The 16118-nt window shown below is 58.2% G+C and carries 16 protein-coding genes; 4 read left to right on the plus strand and 12 right to left on the minus strand.

Going from position 1 to position 16118, the window contains the following annotated elements:
* Positions 1 to 284 precede the first annotated feature (284 nt).
* The gene (locus tag IBT47_RS12845; RefSeq protein ID WP_105592676.1) at positions 285 to 536 is read left to right on the plus strand and encodes a hypothetical protein; all 252 of its coding nucleotides are present in this window, start codon (positions 285 to 287) and stop codon (positions 534 to 536) included.
* A gap of 50 nt (positions 537 to 586) precedes the next feature.
* Here IBT47_RS12845 and aztD read toward each other — a convergent pair whose 3' ends face one another.
* Both aztD and aztC read right to left on the minus strand, forming a co-directional pair.
* Complete coding sequence (aztD, locus tag IBT47_RS12850; protein ID WP_200560718.1) at positions 587 to 1858, minus strand: zinc metallochaperone AztD; 1272 nt, start codon at positions 1856 to 1858, stop codon at positions 587 to 589.
* Positions 1859 to 1900: 42 nt separating this feature from the next.
* Entirely contained in the window at positions 1901 to 2839 is a 939-nt protein-coding gene (aztC, locus tag IBT47_RS12855) for a zinc ABC transporter substrate-binding protein AztC (protein WP_200560854.1), read from the minus strand.
* Between the two features lie 462 nt (positions 2840 to 3301).
* Between aztC and IBT47_RS12860 the strand changes: the two genes are divergently transcribed.
* Both IBT47_RS12860 and IBT47_RS12865 read left to right on the plus strand, forming a co-directional pair.
* A complete protein-coding gene (locus tag IBT47_RS12860; RefSeq protein ID WP_200560719.1) occupies positions 3302 to 3463 on the plus strand; it encodes a type I toxin-antitoxin system Hok family toxin in 162 nt (53 codons plus the stop codon).
* A gap of 226 nt (positions 3464 to 3689) precedes the next feature.
* Positions 3690 to 4346 (plus strand): hypothetical protein, encoded by a 657-nt coding sequence (locus IBT47_RS12865; protein WP_200560720.1) that lies wholly within the window; start codon positions 3690 to 3692, stop codon positions 4344 to 4346.
* A 72-nt stretch (positions 4347 to 4418) separates the two neighbouring features.
* On the opposite strand, the gene IBT47_RS12870 is transcribed toward IBT47_RS12865, so the two are convergent.
* The 10 genes from IBT47_RS12870 to IBT47_RS12915 all read right to left on the minus strand — a co-directional run bounded on the left by IBT47_RS12870 (position 4419) and on the right by IBT47_RS12915 (position 13334).
* Positions 4419 to 5519, minus strand: coding sequence for an NADH:flavin oxidoreductase/NADH oxidase (locus tag IBT47_RS12870; RefSeq protein WP_200560721.1), 1101 nt, complete (start codon positions 5517 to 5519; stop codon positions 4419 to 4421).
* Between the two features lie 81 nt (positions 5520 to 5600).
* Positions 5601 to 6599, minus strand: a complete 999-nt coding sequence (locus IBT47_RS12875; protein WP_200560722.1) for an Ldh family oxidoreductase — start codon at positions 6597 to 6599, stop codon at positions 5601 to 5603.
* 12 nt (positions 6600 to 6611) lie between these two features.
* Positions 6612 to 7895, minus strand: coding sequence for an FAD-binding oxidoreductase (locus IBT47_RS12880; protein ID WP_200560723.1), 1284 nt, complete (start codon positions 7893 to 7895; stop codon positions 6612 to 6614).
* A complete protein-coding gene (locus IBT47_RS12885) occupies positions 7892 to 8662 on the minus strand; it encodes an amino acid ABC transporter ATP-binding protein (RefSeq protein WP_200560724.1) in 771 nt (256 codons plus the stop codon). The genes IBT47_RS12880 and IBT47_RS12885 overlap by 4 nt, the downstream gene beginning before the upstream one ends.
* Complete coding sequence (locus tag IBT47_RS12890) at positions 8659 to 9336, minus strand: amino acid ABC transporter permease (protein ID WP_200560725.1); 678 nt, start codon at positions 9334 to 9336, stop codon at positions 8659 to 8661. Before IBT47_RS12890 ends, IBT47_RS12885 begins: the two co-directional genes overlap by 4 nt.
* Positions 9333 to 10004 carry an amino acid ABC transporter permease gene (locus IBT47_RS12895; protein WP_200560726.1) on the minus strand — a complete coding sequence of 224 codons (672 nt, stop codon included), beginning with the start codon at positions 10002 to 10004 and terminating at the stop codon, positions 9333 to 9335. Before IBT47_RS12895 ends, IBT47_RS12890 begins: the two co-directional genes overlap by 4 nt.
* Before the next feature lie 63 nt (positions 10005 to 10067).
* Positions 10068 to 10955 carry a transporter substrate-binding domain-containing protein gene (locus IBT47_RS12900; RefSeq protein ID WP_200560727.1) on the minus strand — a complete coding sequence of 296 codons (888 nt, stop codon included), beginning with the start codon at positions 10953 to 10955 and terminating at the stop codon, positions 10068 to 10070.
* Positions 10956 to 10986: 31 nt separating this feature from the next.
* Positions 10987 to 11727 carry a cupin domain-containing protein gene (locus IBT47_RS12905; RefSeq protein WP_200560728.1) on the minus strand — a complete coding sequence of 247 codons (741 nt, stop codon included), beginning with the start codon at positions 11725 to 11727 and terminating at the stop codon, positions 10987 to 10989.
* Between the two features lie 14 nt (positions 11728 to 11741).
* On the minus strand, positions 11742 to 13088 hold the full coding sequence (locus tag IBT47_RS12910; protein ID WP_200560729.1) for an FAD-binding oxidoreductase: 1347 nt from the start codon (positions 13086 to 13088) through the stop codon (positions 11742 to 11744).
* A gap of 36 nt (positions 13089 to 13124) precedes the next feature.
* Positions 13125 to 13334 carry a hypothetical protein gene (locus IBT47_RS12915; RefSeq protein WP_200560730.1) on the minus strand — a complete coding sequence of 70 codons (210 nt, stop codon included), beginning with the start codon at positions 13332 to 13334 and terminating at the stop codon, positions 13125 to 13127.
* Between the two features lie 654 nt (positions 13335 to 13988).
* On the opposite strand from IBT47_RS12915, the gene IBT47_RS12920 reads away from it, so the two are divergent.
* On the plus strand, positions 13989 to 16076 hold the full coding sequence (locus IBT47_RS12920; protein WP_200560731.1) for a TonB-dependent receptor: 2088 nt from the start codon (positions 13989 to 13991) through the stop codon (positions 16074 to 16076).
* The last annotated feature ends 42 nt before the right edge of the window (positions 16077 to 16118 follow it).

Below are 16118 nucleotides of genomic sequence, written 5' to 3' on the forward strand. Positions count from 1 at the left end.
GGGTAAGTGGGTAAGTGGGTAAGTGGGTAAGTGGGTAAGTGGGTAAGTGGGTAAGTGGGGAGAGCGCAGTCTGGGAAACTTTTTCGTGGACTGAATATGTAACAGAGTCATCGGCAAGAAATTAAAGAGTCATTGGAAAGAAATTTGCGCAGCGCGAAGCGGATGTTATGTTATTTTATAACCGTTCAGATTAAGCTTCAGTTTTTAAACTAAAACCGTTTCACCCAATGCCCGCAGTCGTTAAGACAGCCCGACAGCGCCCGGAATGCTTATTAGGGGTTCAGATGAAAATCAGTAAAATTATTGCGCTCTCTCTGACGATGGCCTCGGCCCAGGCTCTGGCCTTTCAGGCTAAAGAGACTCAAATTTCCGCTCCGTCGCAGGAGCAGTTAAAAACTGCTGAAAATGCGCTAATCGGCAACTTCTACAATCCACACGGGGTGCGAGGTCAGGCCAGCGCCTTTGCCACCTGCGCCGCCGTCCCGGTCGCCGGATGCGGCTGCCCGTTCTGCACCCAGCTGCGCAGCCGGGCATAAGCCGCAAGCCACGCCGCCGGGGCCTGTTCCGGCGGCGGAGCTTTTACCTGTTAATGCGTGTGTTCGTGGTTATGCGCGTTCTCATGGCTGTGACCGTGTTCGTCGTGAGCGTGCCCGCCGCCGTGAACTTTGCCCGATCCGCCCACCGCCACGATATTAAACGGCTGGCCAGCCACCGCGATCTCGCCGGTTTCTTTAAACGCCACCGCATCCAGCACGTGGATTTTGCTTTTCAGCGGATCGGTCACAAAGATTTTGCTGTCCGCCACGGCAATGCGCGGGCGCGGATCGTTCCAGTGGCCGTCCATTGAGTAGGGCTCGGTGATCTTCACCGACTGGGTAATCTGCCCCTTCAGCACATCAATCTGATTCAACTTGCCGTCTTCAGTAAACACGTAAGCGAATTTCGGCCGCACCGGATCAACGGCAAAATGCACGCGGCGGGTTGGCAGCTGGATCAACCGGAAGCTGTCCGCTTCGGTCGGGTCAATCAGCACCAGGCGGTCCGGGCCGTAGTTGCCAATAAAGTACTGCATGCCCTTGCCGCCAATCAGCGTGGAGGTGCTGCCTTCCGGCAGTGATTTTGCGTAAGGCAGATGCTTAATCACCGGCGCATCGTCATTTTGCGTGATAAGCAGCAGGCCGGTAGCGCAGGAGAGGGCATAGATATTGCCCGAACCGGCAGAACCGTGCAGTCCCGGGCAGGCGGCATCTTCGCCTACTTTATTCCCTTTCAGATCGACCACCCGCGCGCCGATTGGGCGCTTAGTAGCATCTTCAGGATTCGGAATAGAAACCACCGCGTAACCATCGTATGGGACCGCTACGCCGTGATGCGCGGCCACAACACTCACTTTGGCCGCATCATTTTTGCCCGCCAGTACCGCATGCTCGGTCAGCAGCTGTGCGCTGTTTTCACCGTCAAACCACTGCGCAACCTTGCCCTGGCGCTCCACAAAGTGGCCGGGCTTTTTGCCGTCCAGCTCAACTTTCAGCAGTTTTGCATCGTCAATATCGATATCGGCATGATCGCCGTGATCGTGGAAGGCAATGCCGGAAGAAATCGCCGACACCACGTTGGCGCTGCCCTGAATCGCAAATACCACCGCGCCGCTCTCGGTGCGCGAAAGGCTGGCCGGGCCCTTGACGTTAAAGGTCGCCAGCTTGTCGCCGTCCAGCGCATCAATCACATTAATCACCGGCTTATCGTGATCGGCAACAAACAGCCGCCAGGCGTTAACGTCGTCTTCAGCCTGTGCGGAACCCGCCGCGACACCCAACAGCAGCGCGGAAATCGCCGCTGATAAAATGCGTTTTTTCATGCTTTTCTCCATCTTTAACTATTTCCCAGAATAATGAGTCGGTTACTGCTTGCCGATGGCGGCGGCCGCAAGCGTTGTGGCGTTGTGTTCCATCATGGCGAGATAGGTGGCGGCAGGGCCATCGGCGGCGGAAAGTGCATCGGAGTAAAGCGTACCGGCAACGTGCAGCCCGGCTTCACTGGCGATCTGCTGTACCAGCCGCGGATTAGAAATGTTCTCAGCGAAAATGGCGGAGGCGCGGTGGGTTTTTATCTCCCGCAAAATTCCGGCTACGTCCGCCGCCGAGGCTTCAGACTCCGTGGATACGCCCTGCGGCGAAAGGAAATGGATGCCGTAAGCCTCTTCGAAATAGCGGAAGGCATGATGCCCGACGACCACGGTGCGCCTCTCCGGCGGCACCTGCTGAATTGCGGCAGTGATTTTGCTATCCAGCACGCTCAGTTTTTCCGTATAGCGATCGGCGTTCTGCTGATAAAACGTGCAGTTATCCTTATCCGCCGCGCAAAACGCCTCGGTAATATTCTTCACGTAAATTTTCGCATTGGCGACGGACTGCCAGGCGTGCGGATCGAACGGGGCGGCATGGAATACCGCTTTGCCGTTGTTGAAGTGATAGTGCCCACCTGCCGGATCGCGCAGGATCGTGGCGTCTTTGGTGGTTTCAATAACCGGCGCGGTGCTCTCGCTGGAGCGGATCAGCCGGGTCATAAAGCCTTCCAGCTTCAGGCCGTTAATCAGGATCACATCGGCTTTGGCCATTGCGATAGCGTCAGCTGGCGACGGTTCATAGACGTGCGCATCGCCGTTTGGTCCAACAATCGTGCGCAGCGTAATGCGGTCTTCACCAATGCTGTGCGCCATATCGCCAATAATTGAAAAACTGGCGATCACATTGATTTTGGCGTTTGCCTGCGCGGTAGCAAACAGCGACAGCATGGATGCCATCACCAGCGTTAACGCGGGCAGGCGGGGCTTCTTCATCACATCACTCTCCTGATTTTATCCCTGGCGAAAAGCCATAAAGGCATACAAAAATTTACATCATGAAACGTTATAACATAACAATTGATGATGCAAACGATTATTAATGCCGAGTTTCAGGTGACCCGGTGAAGAGTGTGGGTTTTGAGAAGTGTCAAAGACGAAATATGGGTAAAAAGACAGGTTTCAGTAATCAATGGGTAGCCAACTAACCTGGGGACTATCAGCTCATGCGGAAAGAAATTCACAAGAAAATACAATAATCTACTAATACACTCCTGTCTTAAAACACAGCATACTTCACCACGGTGCTTGAGGCTTTTTGTCTGGTCTCATGCAAATGCGTCGGAGACAAAAAGCAGAAAGCCCCGAAGGTAATTTTTCAATCACCAACGAGGCCTACTGATCGTCCCAACAACGTGAATGTAGCCTCTTACCCGTCGAAAGACAAGGAGAACGGCTATGAGATTGCCACCCGCTGTTATTATCGTGTGTTTGCTAATTATCTGCATCACACTGTTAATATTTACCTGGCTGACGCGCGAAACGCTCTGCGAATTGCGCTGGAAGGAGGCAGATCGGGAGGTTGCTGCATTATTCATGGCTTACGAATCCGGTAAGTAGCGACCCGCGCGGGGGAATGATTCCCCCGCTAACGGGGTTCACGCAGGTTGTGACGGTATCCAAAAGCACTGCTTACGGGGCTATCAGTTAACGCTGATAGCCCCGTCCTTTATGCATGAGCAAAACGTAGGAAGAAGGGCGACTGGCGAGGGGTGTGAAAATCCTTTACTCTTATCGGCCTCAAAGCGGGTTGGAAATCCCTGCAAATTCAGTGGTGTAATCCAAAATGAAGAAGTTTTTTATTTCGCTGTTGTTTTTAGTCTCATGCAATTCCTCTGCCTTAACCCTGAGTAACTGGGAGTTCCAGAAGCCGGGATCGTTTTGCCCACTAATGGGCTACGGCATGTGCCTGATGGATGTGTACGAAGGTGACATCGTGAAGGGCGATGCGGATAAGATAGCGAGCCGGATCGAAAAGCTGGCGAAAATAGACCCCTCAACGCGAACCGGAATGATCCAGATCCAGTCCAACGGCGGCGATGTGGAAGAGGCAATGCGCATCGGCCGACTGCTGCGGAAAAACAAAATTCAGGTGCTGGTGCCGATGAATGCGCACTGCTATTCCTCCTGCGTGCTGCTGCTGGCGGGGGGCGTGGGGCGCTTTGCGGCGGGAGAAATCGGCATCCACTCCTTTTACAGCCTGAGTTCGCAAAAGCCTGGTGCGGACTACGATCGGGAAGAACAGCTCTATGCGGATACCGAAAAGTCGATCAGAGCCTATCTGAGTGAAATGCGCGTGCCGGGTTATCTGATGGACGCGATGCTGCAGGTTCCTTCTTCCAGGTTGGAAATACTCGAACTGGAAAAGCTGCAAGAATATGGCCTGTTTAGTGTCGATCCGGTGTTTAATCAGTACTTAAAAGCGAATAATCTGGATAACTAAGCGAAATGGCGGGTAGATATTCTTCCCGCCATGACTCTGATGAGCAGATGCCGAAACATCTGCTTTAATTGCTCACGAGCCGCTTTTAAACGTGCCCTTAACCCCGTGCGGTTCCGAACGCAGATACTGCGGCGGAACGCTGACCTCACCTTTGAGCGCGGCGGCGGCATGCCACGGCCAGCGCGGGTTATAGAGAATACCGCGCCCCAGCGCGATCAGGTCGGCATCGCCATCGGTCATAGCGGCTTCGGCCTGATGCGGATCGGTGATCAGCCCAACGCCAATCACCGGAATAGTGACCTGCTGGCGAATATCGCGTGCAAACGGCAGCTGATAGCCATCCCGTACGGTAATCGCCTGAGCGGTGGACAGCCCGCCGCTGGAAATATGCAGGTAGTCGCAGCGCAGCGCTTCCAGTTCCCGGCTGAAGGTAATCGACTGCTGCACATCCCAGCCGCCCGCCACCCAGTCGGTGGCCGACAGTCGTGCGCCCACCGCCACCGATGCCGGTACGGCTTCACGCACCGCGCGGAACACCTCAAGCGGGAAACGCAGGCGATTTTCCAGCGATCCGCCGTACTCATCTTCGCGCTGGTTGCTGAGCGGTGAGAGGAACTGGTGCAGCAGATAGCCGTGCGCCGCGTGCAGCTCAATCAGCTCGAAGCCCAGACGCACCGCGCGCTCGGCGCTGCGCACAAACGCCTGCTTGAGTTCGCCAAGTTCCTCTTTGGTCAGCGCATGCGGAGGTGCATCGCCCTCGGCAAAGCGGGCCGCCGACGGCGCAACGGTTTGCCATCCTCCCTGTTCCTGACTCAGCTGGTGGCCACCGTTCCACGGTGCGGCACAGGAGGCTTTACGCCCGGCGTGGCCCAGCTGGATGCCGAGCCGAATCGGCGAATACGTGCGGATATCGCGCACCACCTCGGCCAGTGCCGCCTCGGTTGAATCATCCCACAGCCCTAAATCGGCGGGAGAGATGCGGCCTGCGGGTTCAACCGCCGTGGCCTCCAGAATCAGCAGCCCGGCCCCGGAAAGCGCTAAATGGCCGAGATGAATGCGGTGCCAGGCGGTGGCATGGCCGTTATCGGCAGAATACTGGCACATCGGCGCAATCACGATGCGGTTGTCCAGCGCCAGCTGGCCGATATGGACGGGGCTGAATAGTTGACTCATAACATTCTCCGTTGCAAAAGTTAAAATATACGCCGCTCAGCGCGAGGTGACACCCGTCGCAAAGTCGTTTTGTTCCTTGTGCTAAGCCACACCCAGCAGCACCGCCGTTTCACCCGCCACAGTAAAGCCGTGCTGTTCGGTTAGCTGCCGCTGCTGGCGGCGGCGCTCGCCCGGCAGGCGCAGATCGGCATCGCCGTGCAGGTGCGTCACCAGGCTGGCGATGCGCTCGGCAAACGGCATGGCGGTGCTGAACGCCGGATCGATAACGATAATCGTCTGCCCGGCGTTGGAACTGGCTGCGCCGGGATACTTCGCTGAGCGATCTTCAAAGCCGAAACGCCCACCGGTCAGCGCGGCGGCCATCACCTCCACCATCAGCGCAATCCCCGAACCTTTGTGGCCGCCGAACGGCAGCAGCGTGCCGCCGTGCAGGACCGCAGCGGGATCGGTGGTTGGCTGGCCGGATTGATCCAGCCCCGTGCCTTCCGGCAGCGGCACGCCGCGCAGTGCATGCTGCTTGACCTCGCCCAGCGACATTGTGCTGGAGGCCTGATCCCAGCCCAGCACGCCGCCTTTACCATCGGGGAAGGCAAAGGCCATGGCATTGGTGCCGACCAGCGGCCCCGGTGAACCGTACACCGCCAGGCGCGGGCGCGAATTGACAAAGTTTAGTGCAACATAGCCGCGTTCGGCGTACTCCTCAATATCGGTCCACAGCGCGCCGATATGGTGCGCGTTGCGAATGCTTAACAGAGCAATCCCGTAACGGGACAGCCGTTCGAGCACTGCCCGCTGCGCCAGCTGTGCGGCTGCCTGGGTAAAGCCGTTGCCGCCGTCCGCCTGCACAAACGGCGACGGCTGCGCGTCAATCACCGGCTGTGCATCGGCCGTAATCCATCCCGCCCGTATCGAGGCCAGATAGTCCGGCAGGCGCATCAGGCCGTGGCTCAGCGTGCCGTCGCGCTCGGCAATCGCAATACGCTGAGTCAGTATCCCTGCGATGGTGGAAGGAATACCTGCGGCGGCCAGTACCGCCTGTATACGTTCATGCAGCTGTTCAAAAGAGAGAGTAACGCTCATCGGGCGCTCCTTTTATTCGTCGGTAAAGCGGCGCAGGCTGAACGGCGACCGCGCGGCCGAATCATCACCACTGGCGATCAGATCGCTCACCCACCGCGCGGTCGCTGGCGCGCCGGACATGCCGTAATGGCCGTGTCCGAAGGCGCAAATCAGGTTCGCAGCGGCGGGATGGCGATCGATATAGGGCAGCGAGTCCGGCGTTGACGGGCGATGCCCGTACCAATGCGACAGGCGTACCCGGGGATAGCGCGGAAAGCGCTGGCGAAAGTAGCGCTCCAGCCGGTCGTAGCAGTCGCGGCGGGCGGGGCTGCCCGGATGGGCGTATTCAGCAAAGCCGCTGACCCGAATGCCGCCGGACATTTCCGTTATCACGCACTTATGGCTGGCATCGTGCAGTACGCAGGGTGCGAAACCGTCCTGCGGCGAGTCGGCAAACAGCGGGCGGCTGCGTTCCAGCAAAATGTGATAGCCGCGCTCGGCGATGAGCGGGATGTGCAGACTGCTAGTGGGGAGCAGGGCGGTGGAAGCGTGGCCCGCAGCCAGAATGTAGTGGTCCGCGTGCAGCCTGCCTCCGTCGCCGGTCAGGCTGTGGATGCGTCCCTCGCTGACCGTCAGGCGCTCGGCGCGGTAGCGCTGCCAGCGGCCTCCGGCGGCGATAAAATTTTGCCGGAGCGTCTCCAGCAGTGCGGCCGGATCGCGTACGGCGGCGGTGTGGTCAACGGCGGTAAAAATGGCTCTTTCGGCCGCGATCTCCGGGAAACAGCGGGCAATAGTTGCAGGGGAGATAAGGCGTGTCGATACGCCAATCTGCTCCCGCAGCCGGGTGGCCAGCGAGGCCATCACCGCCTCTGCGCGAGTGGATTCATGGCGGGAAACGGTGCTGCCGGGGCGAAACAGCGGCGTCCAGGCCTCTTCACCCAGCAGCTCACGCCAGCCCTCAATGGCCTGATGATGCAGCCTGTGCAGCCCATCGCGGCTGCGCAGAAGCTGTACCTCGTCGGCCATCTTCAGGCTAAGCCGCAGCCAGCGCAGGGCGTCAGGCAGCGCGTGTGGCCGGACGATCACGCTCTTCCTGTCGCCGAACAGCAGGGCAGGCAGCTGTCGCCAGAAGCCGGGCGTCGCCATGGGCACCACCGCATTCGGCCCGACCATCCCCGCATTGCCAAACGACGCGCCCGCGCCGGGGCGACTGGCATCCAGCAGCAGCACCGAATGCCCCTCACGCTGAAGCCGGAGTGCGGTGGCGCAGCCAATCACCCCGGAGCCAATCACGATGCAGTCCGTCACGCGATTCATGCCACCGGCAGCGTGAAGGTGGTGTGGCTGGCGAGAAAGCGCTGGGTATGCGGCAGAGAAGGGCGCAGCAGGATCTCATCCGGCGTACCCTGCTCGTAGATCTTGCCGTCGCGCAGAAAGACGATGCGGTCGGCAACGTGCCACGCAAAGCCCAGCTCGTGGGTGACAATCGCCATGGTCATGCCCTCATCGCGCAACGCCTTGATAGTGTTCAATACCTCGCCGACCAGTTCCGGGTCCAGCGCCGAGGTCACCTCGTCAAACAGCATCAGCTCCGGCTTCATTGCCAGCGCCCGCGCAATCGCCACGCGCTGCTGTTGCCCGCCGGAGAGCTGGGTCGGCAGCGACGTGGCTTTATCCGCCAGCCCGACCTTGGCAAGATAGTGTTCTGCGATGCTTTTCGCCTCGCTGGCGCTGCGGCGCAGAATATGGGTCTGCGCCACGGTGATATTGCGCTCCACAGTCAGGTGCGGAAACAGGTTAAACTGTTGGAATACCATACCGGTTTTCTCGCGCAGCGCCTGCAAATCGCGGTCGTCGTAGCGCCGCGCACCGTCGCGTGCGGGTTTACCCAGCGGCTGGCCGTTGAGGACAATCTCGCCGCGATCGGGCGTTTCCAGCAGATTCATGCAGCGCAGCAGGGTACTTTTCCCGGAGCCGCTGGCCCCGAGGATCACCACCACTTCCCCTTTTTCGATGCGCAGATCGATGCCGCGCAGCACCGGCTGCCCGCCGAACGATTTTTGGATATTGCGTAATTCAATCATAACGACCTCGATTTGGCGGGGGCATAGCGGGCCTCAATCAGCCACGCCAGCGCGCTTAACAGCAGGATAAACACCATAATGATGCCCGCTACGGCGGTGTAGGTTTCCACCGGGCGATATTCACTGTCGCTGATCATCCGCGCCTGGCTCAGCAGCTCAGGGAAGGCGATAGTCGCCGCTACCGCGCTGATTTTGACGATCTCAATCACCTCGTTAACCAGCGCGGGCAGGCTGTGGCGCAGCGCCTGCGGCAGCATCAGCACCGCAAACGCCCGGCGGCGGGAAAAGCCCAGCATACTGGCGGCTTCCCACTGCCCGGCAGGCAGTTTTTGCAGGCTGCCGCGCAAAATCTCGCAGAAGTAGGCGGCGGTATACAGGCTGAACGCCAGCCAGGCGGTCAGAAAGCGGCTCACCTGCATCCCGGTGTACAGCGGCAGGGCGTAGAAGAACCAGAACAGCACGATCAGCGCGGGCAGATTGCGCAGCAGATTAACGTAGATCTGCCCCACTGCGCGCACAGCCGGGCGTGGGGACAGCCGCAGCAGCGCCAGCAGGGTGCCGAGCAGGAAACCGCTGACCATAATCGCCAGCGACAGCTGTACGGTGTTGAGCAATCCTTCCCACAGCACCGCGCGGTAGTTGAGCAGGAAATGAAAATTCAGGCTGTAGTTCATCGGCGCACCTCCTGCTGCCAGCGGCGTTCAAGCCCGCGTGCCGCCAGGCCGATCATCGCCAGCAGTACGAAGAACAGCCCCCCGAGCAGGGTGAAGGTTTCCAGCGGGCGGAAGGTTTGCGACGAAATCCGCCCGGCGTTATACACCACTTCGCTGAAGCCGATCACCGACGCCAGAGTGGTGGTTTTGATCAGATCGATCAGCCGGTTCATAAACGCGGGCATCACGTGGCGCAGCGCCTGCGGCAGCACAATCAGCCGAAAGCGCGTCCATCCGCGCATATTGAGCGCGGCGGCGGCTTCCCACTGGCCGCGATCGACGCCCTGAATACCGGCCCGGAACACCTCGCAGAAGAAGGCGGCAGCCTGCAGGCTGATGGCCAGCACGGCGGAGGTCAGCGGCGCGGGGCTGAAGGCAAACAGAATCGGAGCGGCAAAGAAAAACCAGTAAATCAGCACGATGGCCGGGGCGGAGCGGAAAAAGGCCACGTAAAGCCCGGCAAAAGCGCGGAGCAGCGCCGACGGCGACAGGCGCAGCACCGCCAGCAGCAGGCCGAGGGGGATGGCGGCCAGCAGTGACCAGGCCACTAATAGCAGCGTACCCTCCAGCCCTTCCAGCAGCAGCGGTAGCAGCCGGAAAACCTGGGAGAAGTCCCATTGATAATGCATAACGTCCTCAGTGACTTCAGGCGAAGGAGGCGGGCGCTGAACGCCCGCCGGAAACGGATCGCATTACGCGGATTCGCGTTGCACCGGGATCACGCTTTTCGGATCGATGCCGCGGAACTTCAGGAAGGTTTCATAGAACTGCTGCGATTTACCGGTGTAGTAGAAGTAGCCCGCACAGGTGTTCAGGTAGTTCAGCCAGCGGGAGTCGTTCTCCTGGCGCACCGCAATGCCGCCAGGGATATAAACCTTCGGTGCGGGCACCAGGGTTTTGCCGCTGCCGATGCGCGCACGCGCCAGGTCGGCAGCCACGGCGGAAATCAGCCCGGCGTTAATGCGCCCGGCCTGGAAAGCGGCAAAAATTTCCGCACTGCTCTGGAAGCGGCTGATGTTGGCCTTCGGTGCCTCCTTGGTGATGAACTCATCCCAGGTGGTGCCAAGGCCGACGCCGATAGTAAAGCTCGGGTCGTTGATCTGCTTCCAGTTTTCAATTTTGGCATCGTCCTTCGCCAGCAGCGCCAGCGGATACCACAGCAGCGGGGTGGGGATAAAGTTCACCGACAGCGCGCGGGCCGGGGTGGCATCCAGCAGCACGAAGGTATCAAACTGCCCGGTTTGCAGCCCGGCCACGGCGTTTGCCCAGGTGGTTTCTACAATCTCCAGCTGCACGTTCATCGCATCCGCCACCGCTTTGGCAAAGCTGATGCCGACACCGCGCCAGGTCACGCCATTGCTGACTACCGCGCCCGGCAGGTCCGAGCCGCTGCTGTCTTTAAAGTACCAGGGCTCCATCACCGGTGCGCCAATGCGCAGGATTTTAGTTTTCTGGATGCGATCCCAGGTGCTGTCGCCGGGGTTCAGCGGCTGCGGGGTGGATTCGGCGGTGGCAATTAGCGGCAGGCTGGCGGCGGCAAAGGCCAGCGGCATAGCGGTAAGAAGCTCGCGACGGTTCATGATGGTGTTCTCCTGGTGAAGTAAAAAAAAGTTAAACGCTGATTTTGCTATAGATTTTTTTAACCAGCCCGGTGCTGTGCCAGGCATTGCTGACGCCACGGTTGACCGCCACGCCCTGGCCCGGCCCGTAGACGAAGGATTCCCCCAGCGCGTTGCTCAGTTCGATTTCTCCCTGCACCGGGTACATCAACTCGTAGTCGCCAAAGGCGGCCTGGCGGCGGGTATAGGGCGTTGCCTGCCAGATCCCCACGCTGAATTTTCCGTCGGCGCTGAGGTACAGCACGCGGCGATGCACCGTCGGGCGTTCGGCGGAGCTAATCAGGTCGGCGGCAGGCCCGTCGATGAGACCCAACTCCACGTCGGCGTCCACTTTGAACGGCTGCGCATCGCTATGGCCGTCAGCAATCGCCTCCGGCTGATAGGCGCTGAACCACACCCGGGTACCCGCTTCACTGCGCAGTGCAAACTGCGCACCGCGCGGGATCACCAGACTATCCTCGGCGTTAGCGGTAATCTCATCGCCGTTGCTCAGCCGCAGCGTCAGCCGCCCGCCGATAACAATCAGCCACAGATCGGCATCAAAAGCGTCGATCTGCTGAGAAAAGTCGCGCAGATTCGCAAAGCCGGAATAAACGCCGTGCTGCTCATTTTTGCTGTAGTAAAAGGCACGCTCGATCAGCAGATCCTCATCAAGCTGCGGTCGGCCATCGAGCCAGCTGCGGAAAATATCGCGGCGCTGCTCGTCGCGGTGGTAGGTAATAATCGGATACATAGCAATCTCTGGTGTTAAGGATGAAGTGAAGAAGGCTCGCGGCCGTAGCGGGCATCGTTCAGACGATCCTCCAGCCGGTAGCGAGCGGTAAGGGAACTGACCAGCGGACGGTGGACGGCGTGGAACCAAAGAGGCCGGACGTCGGTCAGCGGATGCACCAGCCGATCTTCCTCTTCACCCCGCGCCAGTGCCGCCAGATCGCGCCCCATCAGCGTACCGATGGCGACGCCGCGCCCGCTGAAGCCGTAAGCAGCCAGCACGCCGGGAGCCAGCCGGTGCAGTCGCGGATAGTGATCGACGGTCATATCCACCCAGCCCGCCCAGTGATTTTCCCAGTTCAGCGTGGTGAGCTGCGGGAACATCATTTGCAGACGTTGGGTCGCGCCGTTAAGCCAGCCGTCGGCGTGGTGGCGAAACAGCGGGCCGTCCAGACCCACGTGCAGACGGCCATCGGGCCAGATGCGCACCCCGGAAAACATCCGGCGGGTATCATTCAGCGGCTGTCCACCGGGCAGGAGCTGGCTGAGTATCTCCGGTGCCAGCGGCTGGCTGACGGCCTGATAGGCTCGCACCGGGATGATTTCACGCTGAGTATGTTGGCCGAGCAGCTCGCCGGTAAAGGCACCGGTAGCAAACACCACCTGGCCCGCCGTCACGCTGCCGTGAGGCGTGGTAATGCGCCAGCCGCTGCCCGACTTTTGTAGTGAAGTAAAAGGTGACTGCGTGTAGATCTCTGCGCCTGCCTGCCCGGCGGCCCGCGCCAGCCCGCGCGCGTAGCCAAGGGGATTCAGCGCGCCGCCGCGTTCATCCAGCAGCGCACTGCGATAGCGCTGGCTGCCGGTAAACTGCTGTGTTTCAGCGGCATCCAGCAGGCGAACCGGATAGCCGCGCCGCTGAAGGTCCTGCGCCGTAGTGCGCACCCACTGTTCCTTCGCCGGATTATGTGCGGCGATAAGATTGCCGCTGCGCACCGCGTCGCAGCGGATGTCGTGCTGTTTTACCAGATTGAACACCACGTCCGGCGCGGTTTCGGCCGCGCGGTTAATACGTGCGGCGATTTCAGGCGGGAAATCCTTCTCTATTTGCGCGGGCATAAACTTGGCGGCAGCAGCGACCTGTCCCCATGCACGGCCGGAAGCGCCCCAGCCGATTTCCCGCGCTTCCAGCAGCACCGTTCGCACGCCGCTTTCCGCCAGGCTCAGCGCACAGGAAAGGCCGGTAAAGCCACCGCCGATCACCACGACATCAGCGTCAGTATCGCCATGCAGCTGCGGCCAGGCGATCGCCGGTTCAGCACGCTGGGACAGATAAACGGAAAGGGGTCCGGCGGTTTCTAAGAAAAGTTCAGCAGATTGAGGCATGGGTTGTTAACCGATCTAAAACCCAGACTATAGGGATTAACGGCAGGCAGCAGAAACGACAAAGCCTGCTTTGCTTATGCAGCCAGCGTATTTGGCCTGGCGGGCGGGCATCATGACCCGCAGCGGGGCAGCAATGAAGACGGCGGGATCTTTATTCGCTGTTATGCCGGGCGTTGAGGCGGAAAATAGCAACGAATTATTCGCTGTGCCGATTCGATTCAGCGCTTGGGAAATTAATTTCTTCAAACTTCCACATTAACGGTCAGGTAATTTCGACTAATGGCGGCAATGAATAAAAGGATATATCTCATCGTACCACTTAAGGCTGGGAATAATATTTCCTGCTAACTTGTTGAATTATTTCCGCGTCTTTTGTTGTTATTTTTACCCACGCAAAAAGTGTTATTAAAATAAATAAAACATCGATTGCATAAGAAAGTGTGATCTTTATCACACATAAAGAATGCTAACGGTTATTGTCGTTGTTTTGTCAATTTTGGTAATGATATAACAAAAACCGCATAAGGGAGTGTAAAGGAATCTCCTTTATACATCAGGTTGTTGATCGAATTTTCAGGCTGTGAAGGCTTTTTCACAGCCTGCGGTAAGAGATTCTTAAAAAAGATAACATAAGAATAATTTGTTATTTTTATGTAAAATTAGCCCTTACAGAGCCTGTGGGGCAGTCTGAATAACAGAAAGAGTCAATCGTGGGTCACGGCAATGCCGGTGATCTTTTGTTGGCTATAAATGAGTTTTTTCGTGACTGAATTTACCCTGATGATGATGGGTTTATTATTGCAAGGCAGTTGGCAACGCTATAATCATTATAATTTACACTGGAATGTACCGTGAGCAGATTCAGGTTTTTTAAAAGCCTTTACCTCATGGAGTATTACGATGAGATTTCATCGCAAAACTATCTTTGTCGCATTAAGCGCCGCGTCATTTATGGCAGGTGCGGCATCAACCGACAAAAAAACCGATAACGAAACCAAACCGGGCGAACTGCCCACCATTACCGTCACCGCAGAAAAAGTGGCTAAAGGCGAACAGCAAACGCCAATCAGCATGTATACGCTGACGGATTTTGATATTGAACGACGCAAAATCGACAATATCTATGACGTTTCGACCTACATACCTAACTTCTACATGACCAAAGCGGGCAACACGTCCGATGCGGGATTCTTCACCATTCGCGGCCTGACGCCGGGCATGGAAGGCGAACAGGCCGTAGGCTTCTTCGTTGATGGCGTATACAGCGCGCTGTTCGACGCCGAACTGCTGGATGTTGACCGGGTCGAGGTGCTGCGCGGGCCGCAAGCCACGCTCTACGGTCGCAACACCGAAGCGGGCGTGCTTAACGTCATCACCAAAGATCCTGACACCGTGCCGGAATACAAAGTCGGCCTGTCCTACGGTAGCTACAACCGTACCCAGGCCGACGCGCTGGCGGGTGGTGCAATCGGCGACAGCGAAGACTGGTCATACCGTACCGCGCTGAAATATGTCTACGGCGATGGCTACTTCAAACGTGAATCCGACGGCGCGAAAGACGTTGACCGCATCCGCGATTTCTACGGCCGCGTCAAGCTGCGCTGGCAGCCGATGGACGGCAACTGGGACGTGATCTCCACCTTTGAGTCGCAGAACAAGCGCGACGGCAACTCGCCGTTCGTTAACTGGAACGACATCAAAAGCGGCCGTAAATACGTGAAGTCCGACTACGGCGGCCAGGCCGACGTCGACGTATGGAAAGCGCAGATGAAGGCGGTGTACTCGTGGGATACCATCGATTTCACCTCGATCAGCGCCTACAACCACGATAAAAAAATCGACAACGAGGACCTCGACTTCACCAACGTCGACGAAGCCAAACTGCTGATGGATCGTGAAACGCGCTACTTCTCGCAGGAATTCCGGCTGAACTCCACCGATCAGGGGCCGTTCAACTGGCTGCTGGGCACCTACTTCCTGCACCAGGACGATAACAACACCATCGCCTACCGCTACAACTCCTACGACTACTTCCAGTCGGGCAACACGCAGATCAAAACCGACAACTATGCGGTGTTTGGTAATGCGGGCTACTACGTGCTGGATAACGTCGAGCTGGTGGCGGGTGTGCGCTACGACTACGACAAAAAACGCCTGCACTACACCTCAACCGGCACCATGATGGGCTATCCGACCGGCGACGGCGAAGACAACAACGATCGTTCGTTCGATGCCTGGCTGCCGAAGGCCGGAGTGAACTGGTACGTCACGCCGGAAGCGATGCTGTACGCCAGCATCTCCAAAGGCTACAAGAGCGGCGGTTTTAACACCCTTGGCCCGAACATGGCCCGTTCTTACGATGCCGAACACACCACCAACTATGAAGTGGGTCTGAAATCCGACTGGTTCGATCACAGCGTTCGCTGGAACACCTCACTGTTCTGGATCGACATGAAAAACCAGCAGACCGAAGTCACCTTCTATCCAGACTCCTATACCGCCAACAGCGGCAAATCGGTCAGCCGTGGGGTGGAAACCGACCTGACCTGGCAGGCGACCGACGCACTGCGTCTGGCGGCGAACGCGGGCTATACCGATGCCAAATTTAAAGACTTCCCGACCGAAGTCGATAACGGCACCGGCACCTACGTTTCCACCAACTACAAAGACAAGCGTCCGGCGAATGCGCCAGCCTATAACTACGGCTTCAGCGCGGACTACAACTTTGCCAACGGCTTCTTTGTACGTACCGACTATAACGTCACCGGCAGCATCTACTTCGATAATGCCAACACCAAAAAACAGTCGGCCTACGGCCTGCTTAACCTGTTTGCGGGTTACACCACCAACGAGTACGACATCACGGCCTACGTGAAAAACGTCACCAACGAAACCTACGTCACTCGCGCGTTCAATATGAACGGTGACTGGTATGCCCGCGCAGGGGAACCGGTCAACTTCGGCGTCAGCGTTAACTACAAGTTCTGATGTAAGCGGAACCTCAGGTGGCTGCGTGCAGCCACCTTTTCT

Source organism: Erwinia sp. S43 (genome assembly GCF_016624745.1).
GTDB lineage: Bacteria > Pseudomonadota > Gammaproteobacteria > Enterobacterales > Enterobacteriaceae > Erwinia > Erwinia coffeiphila.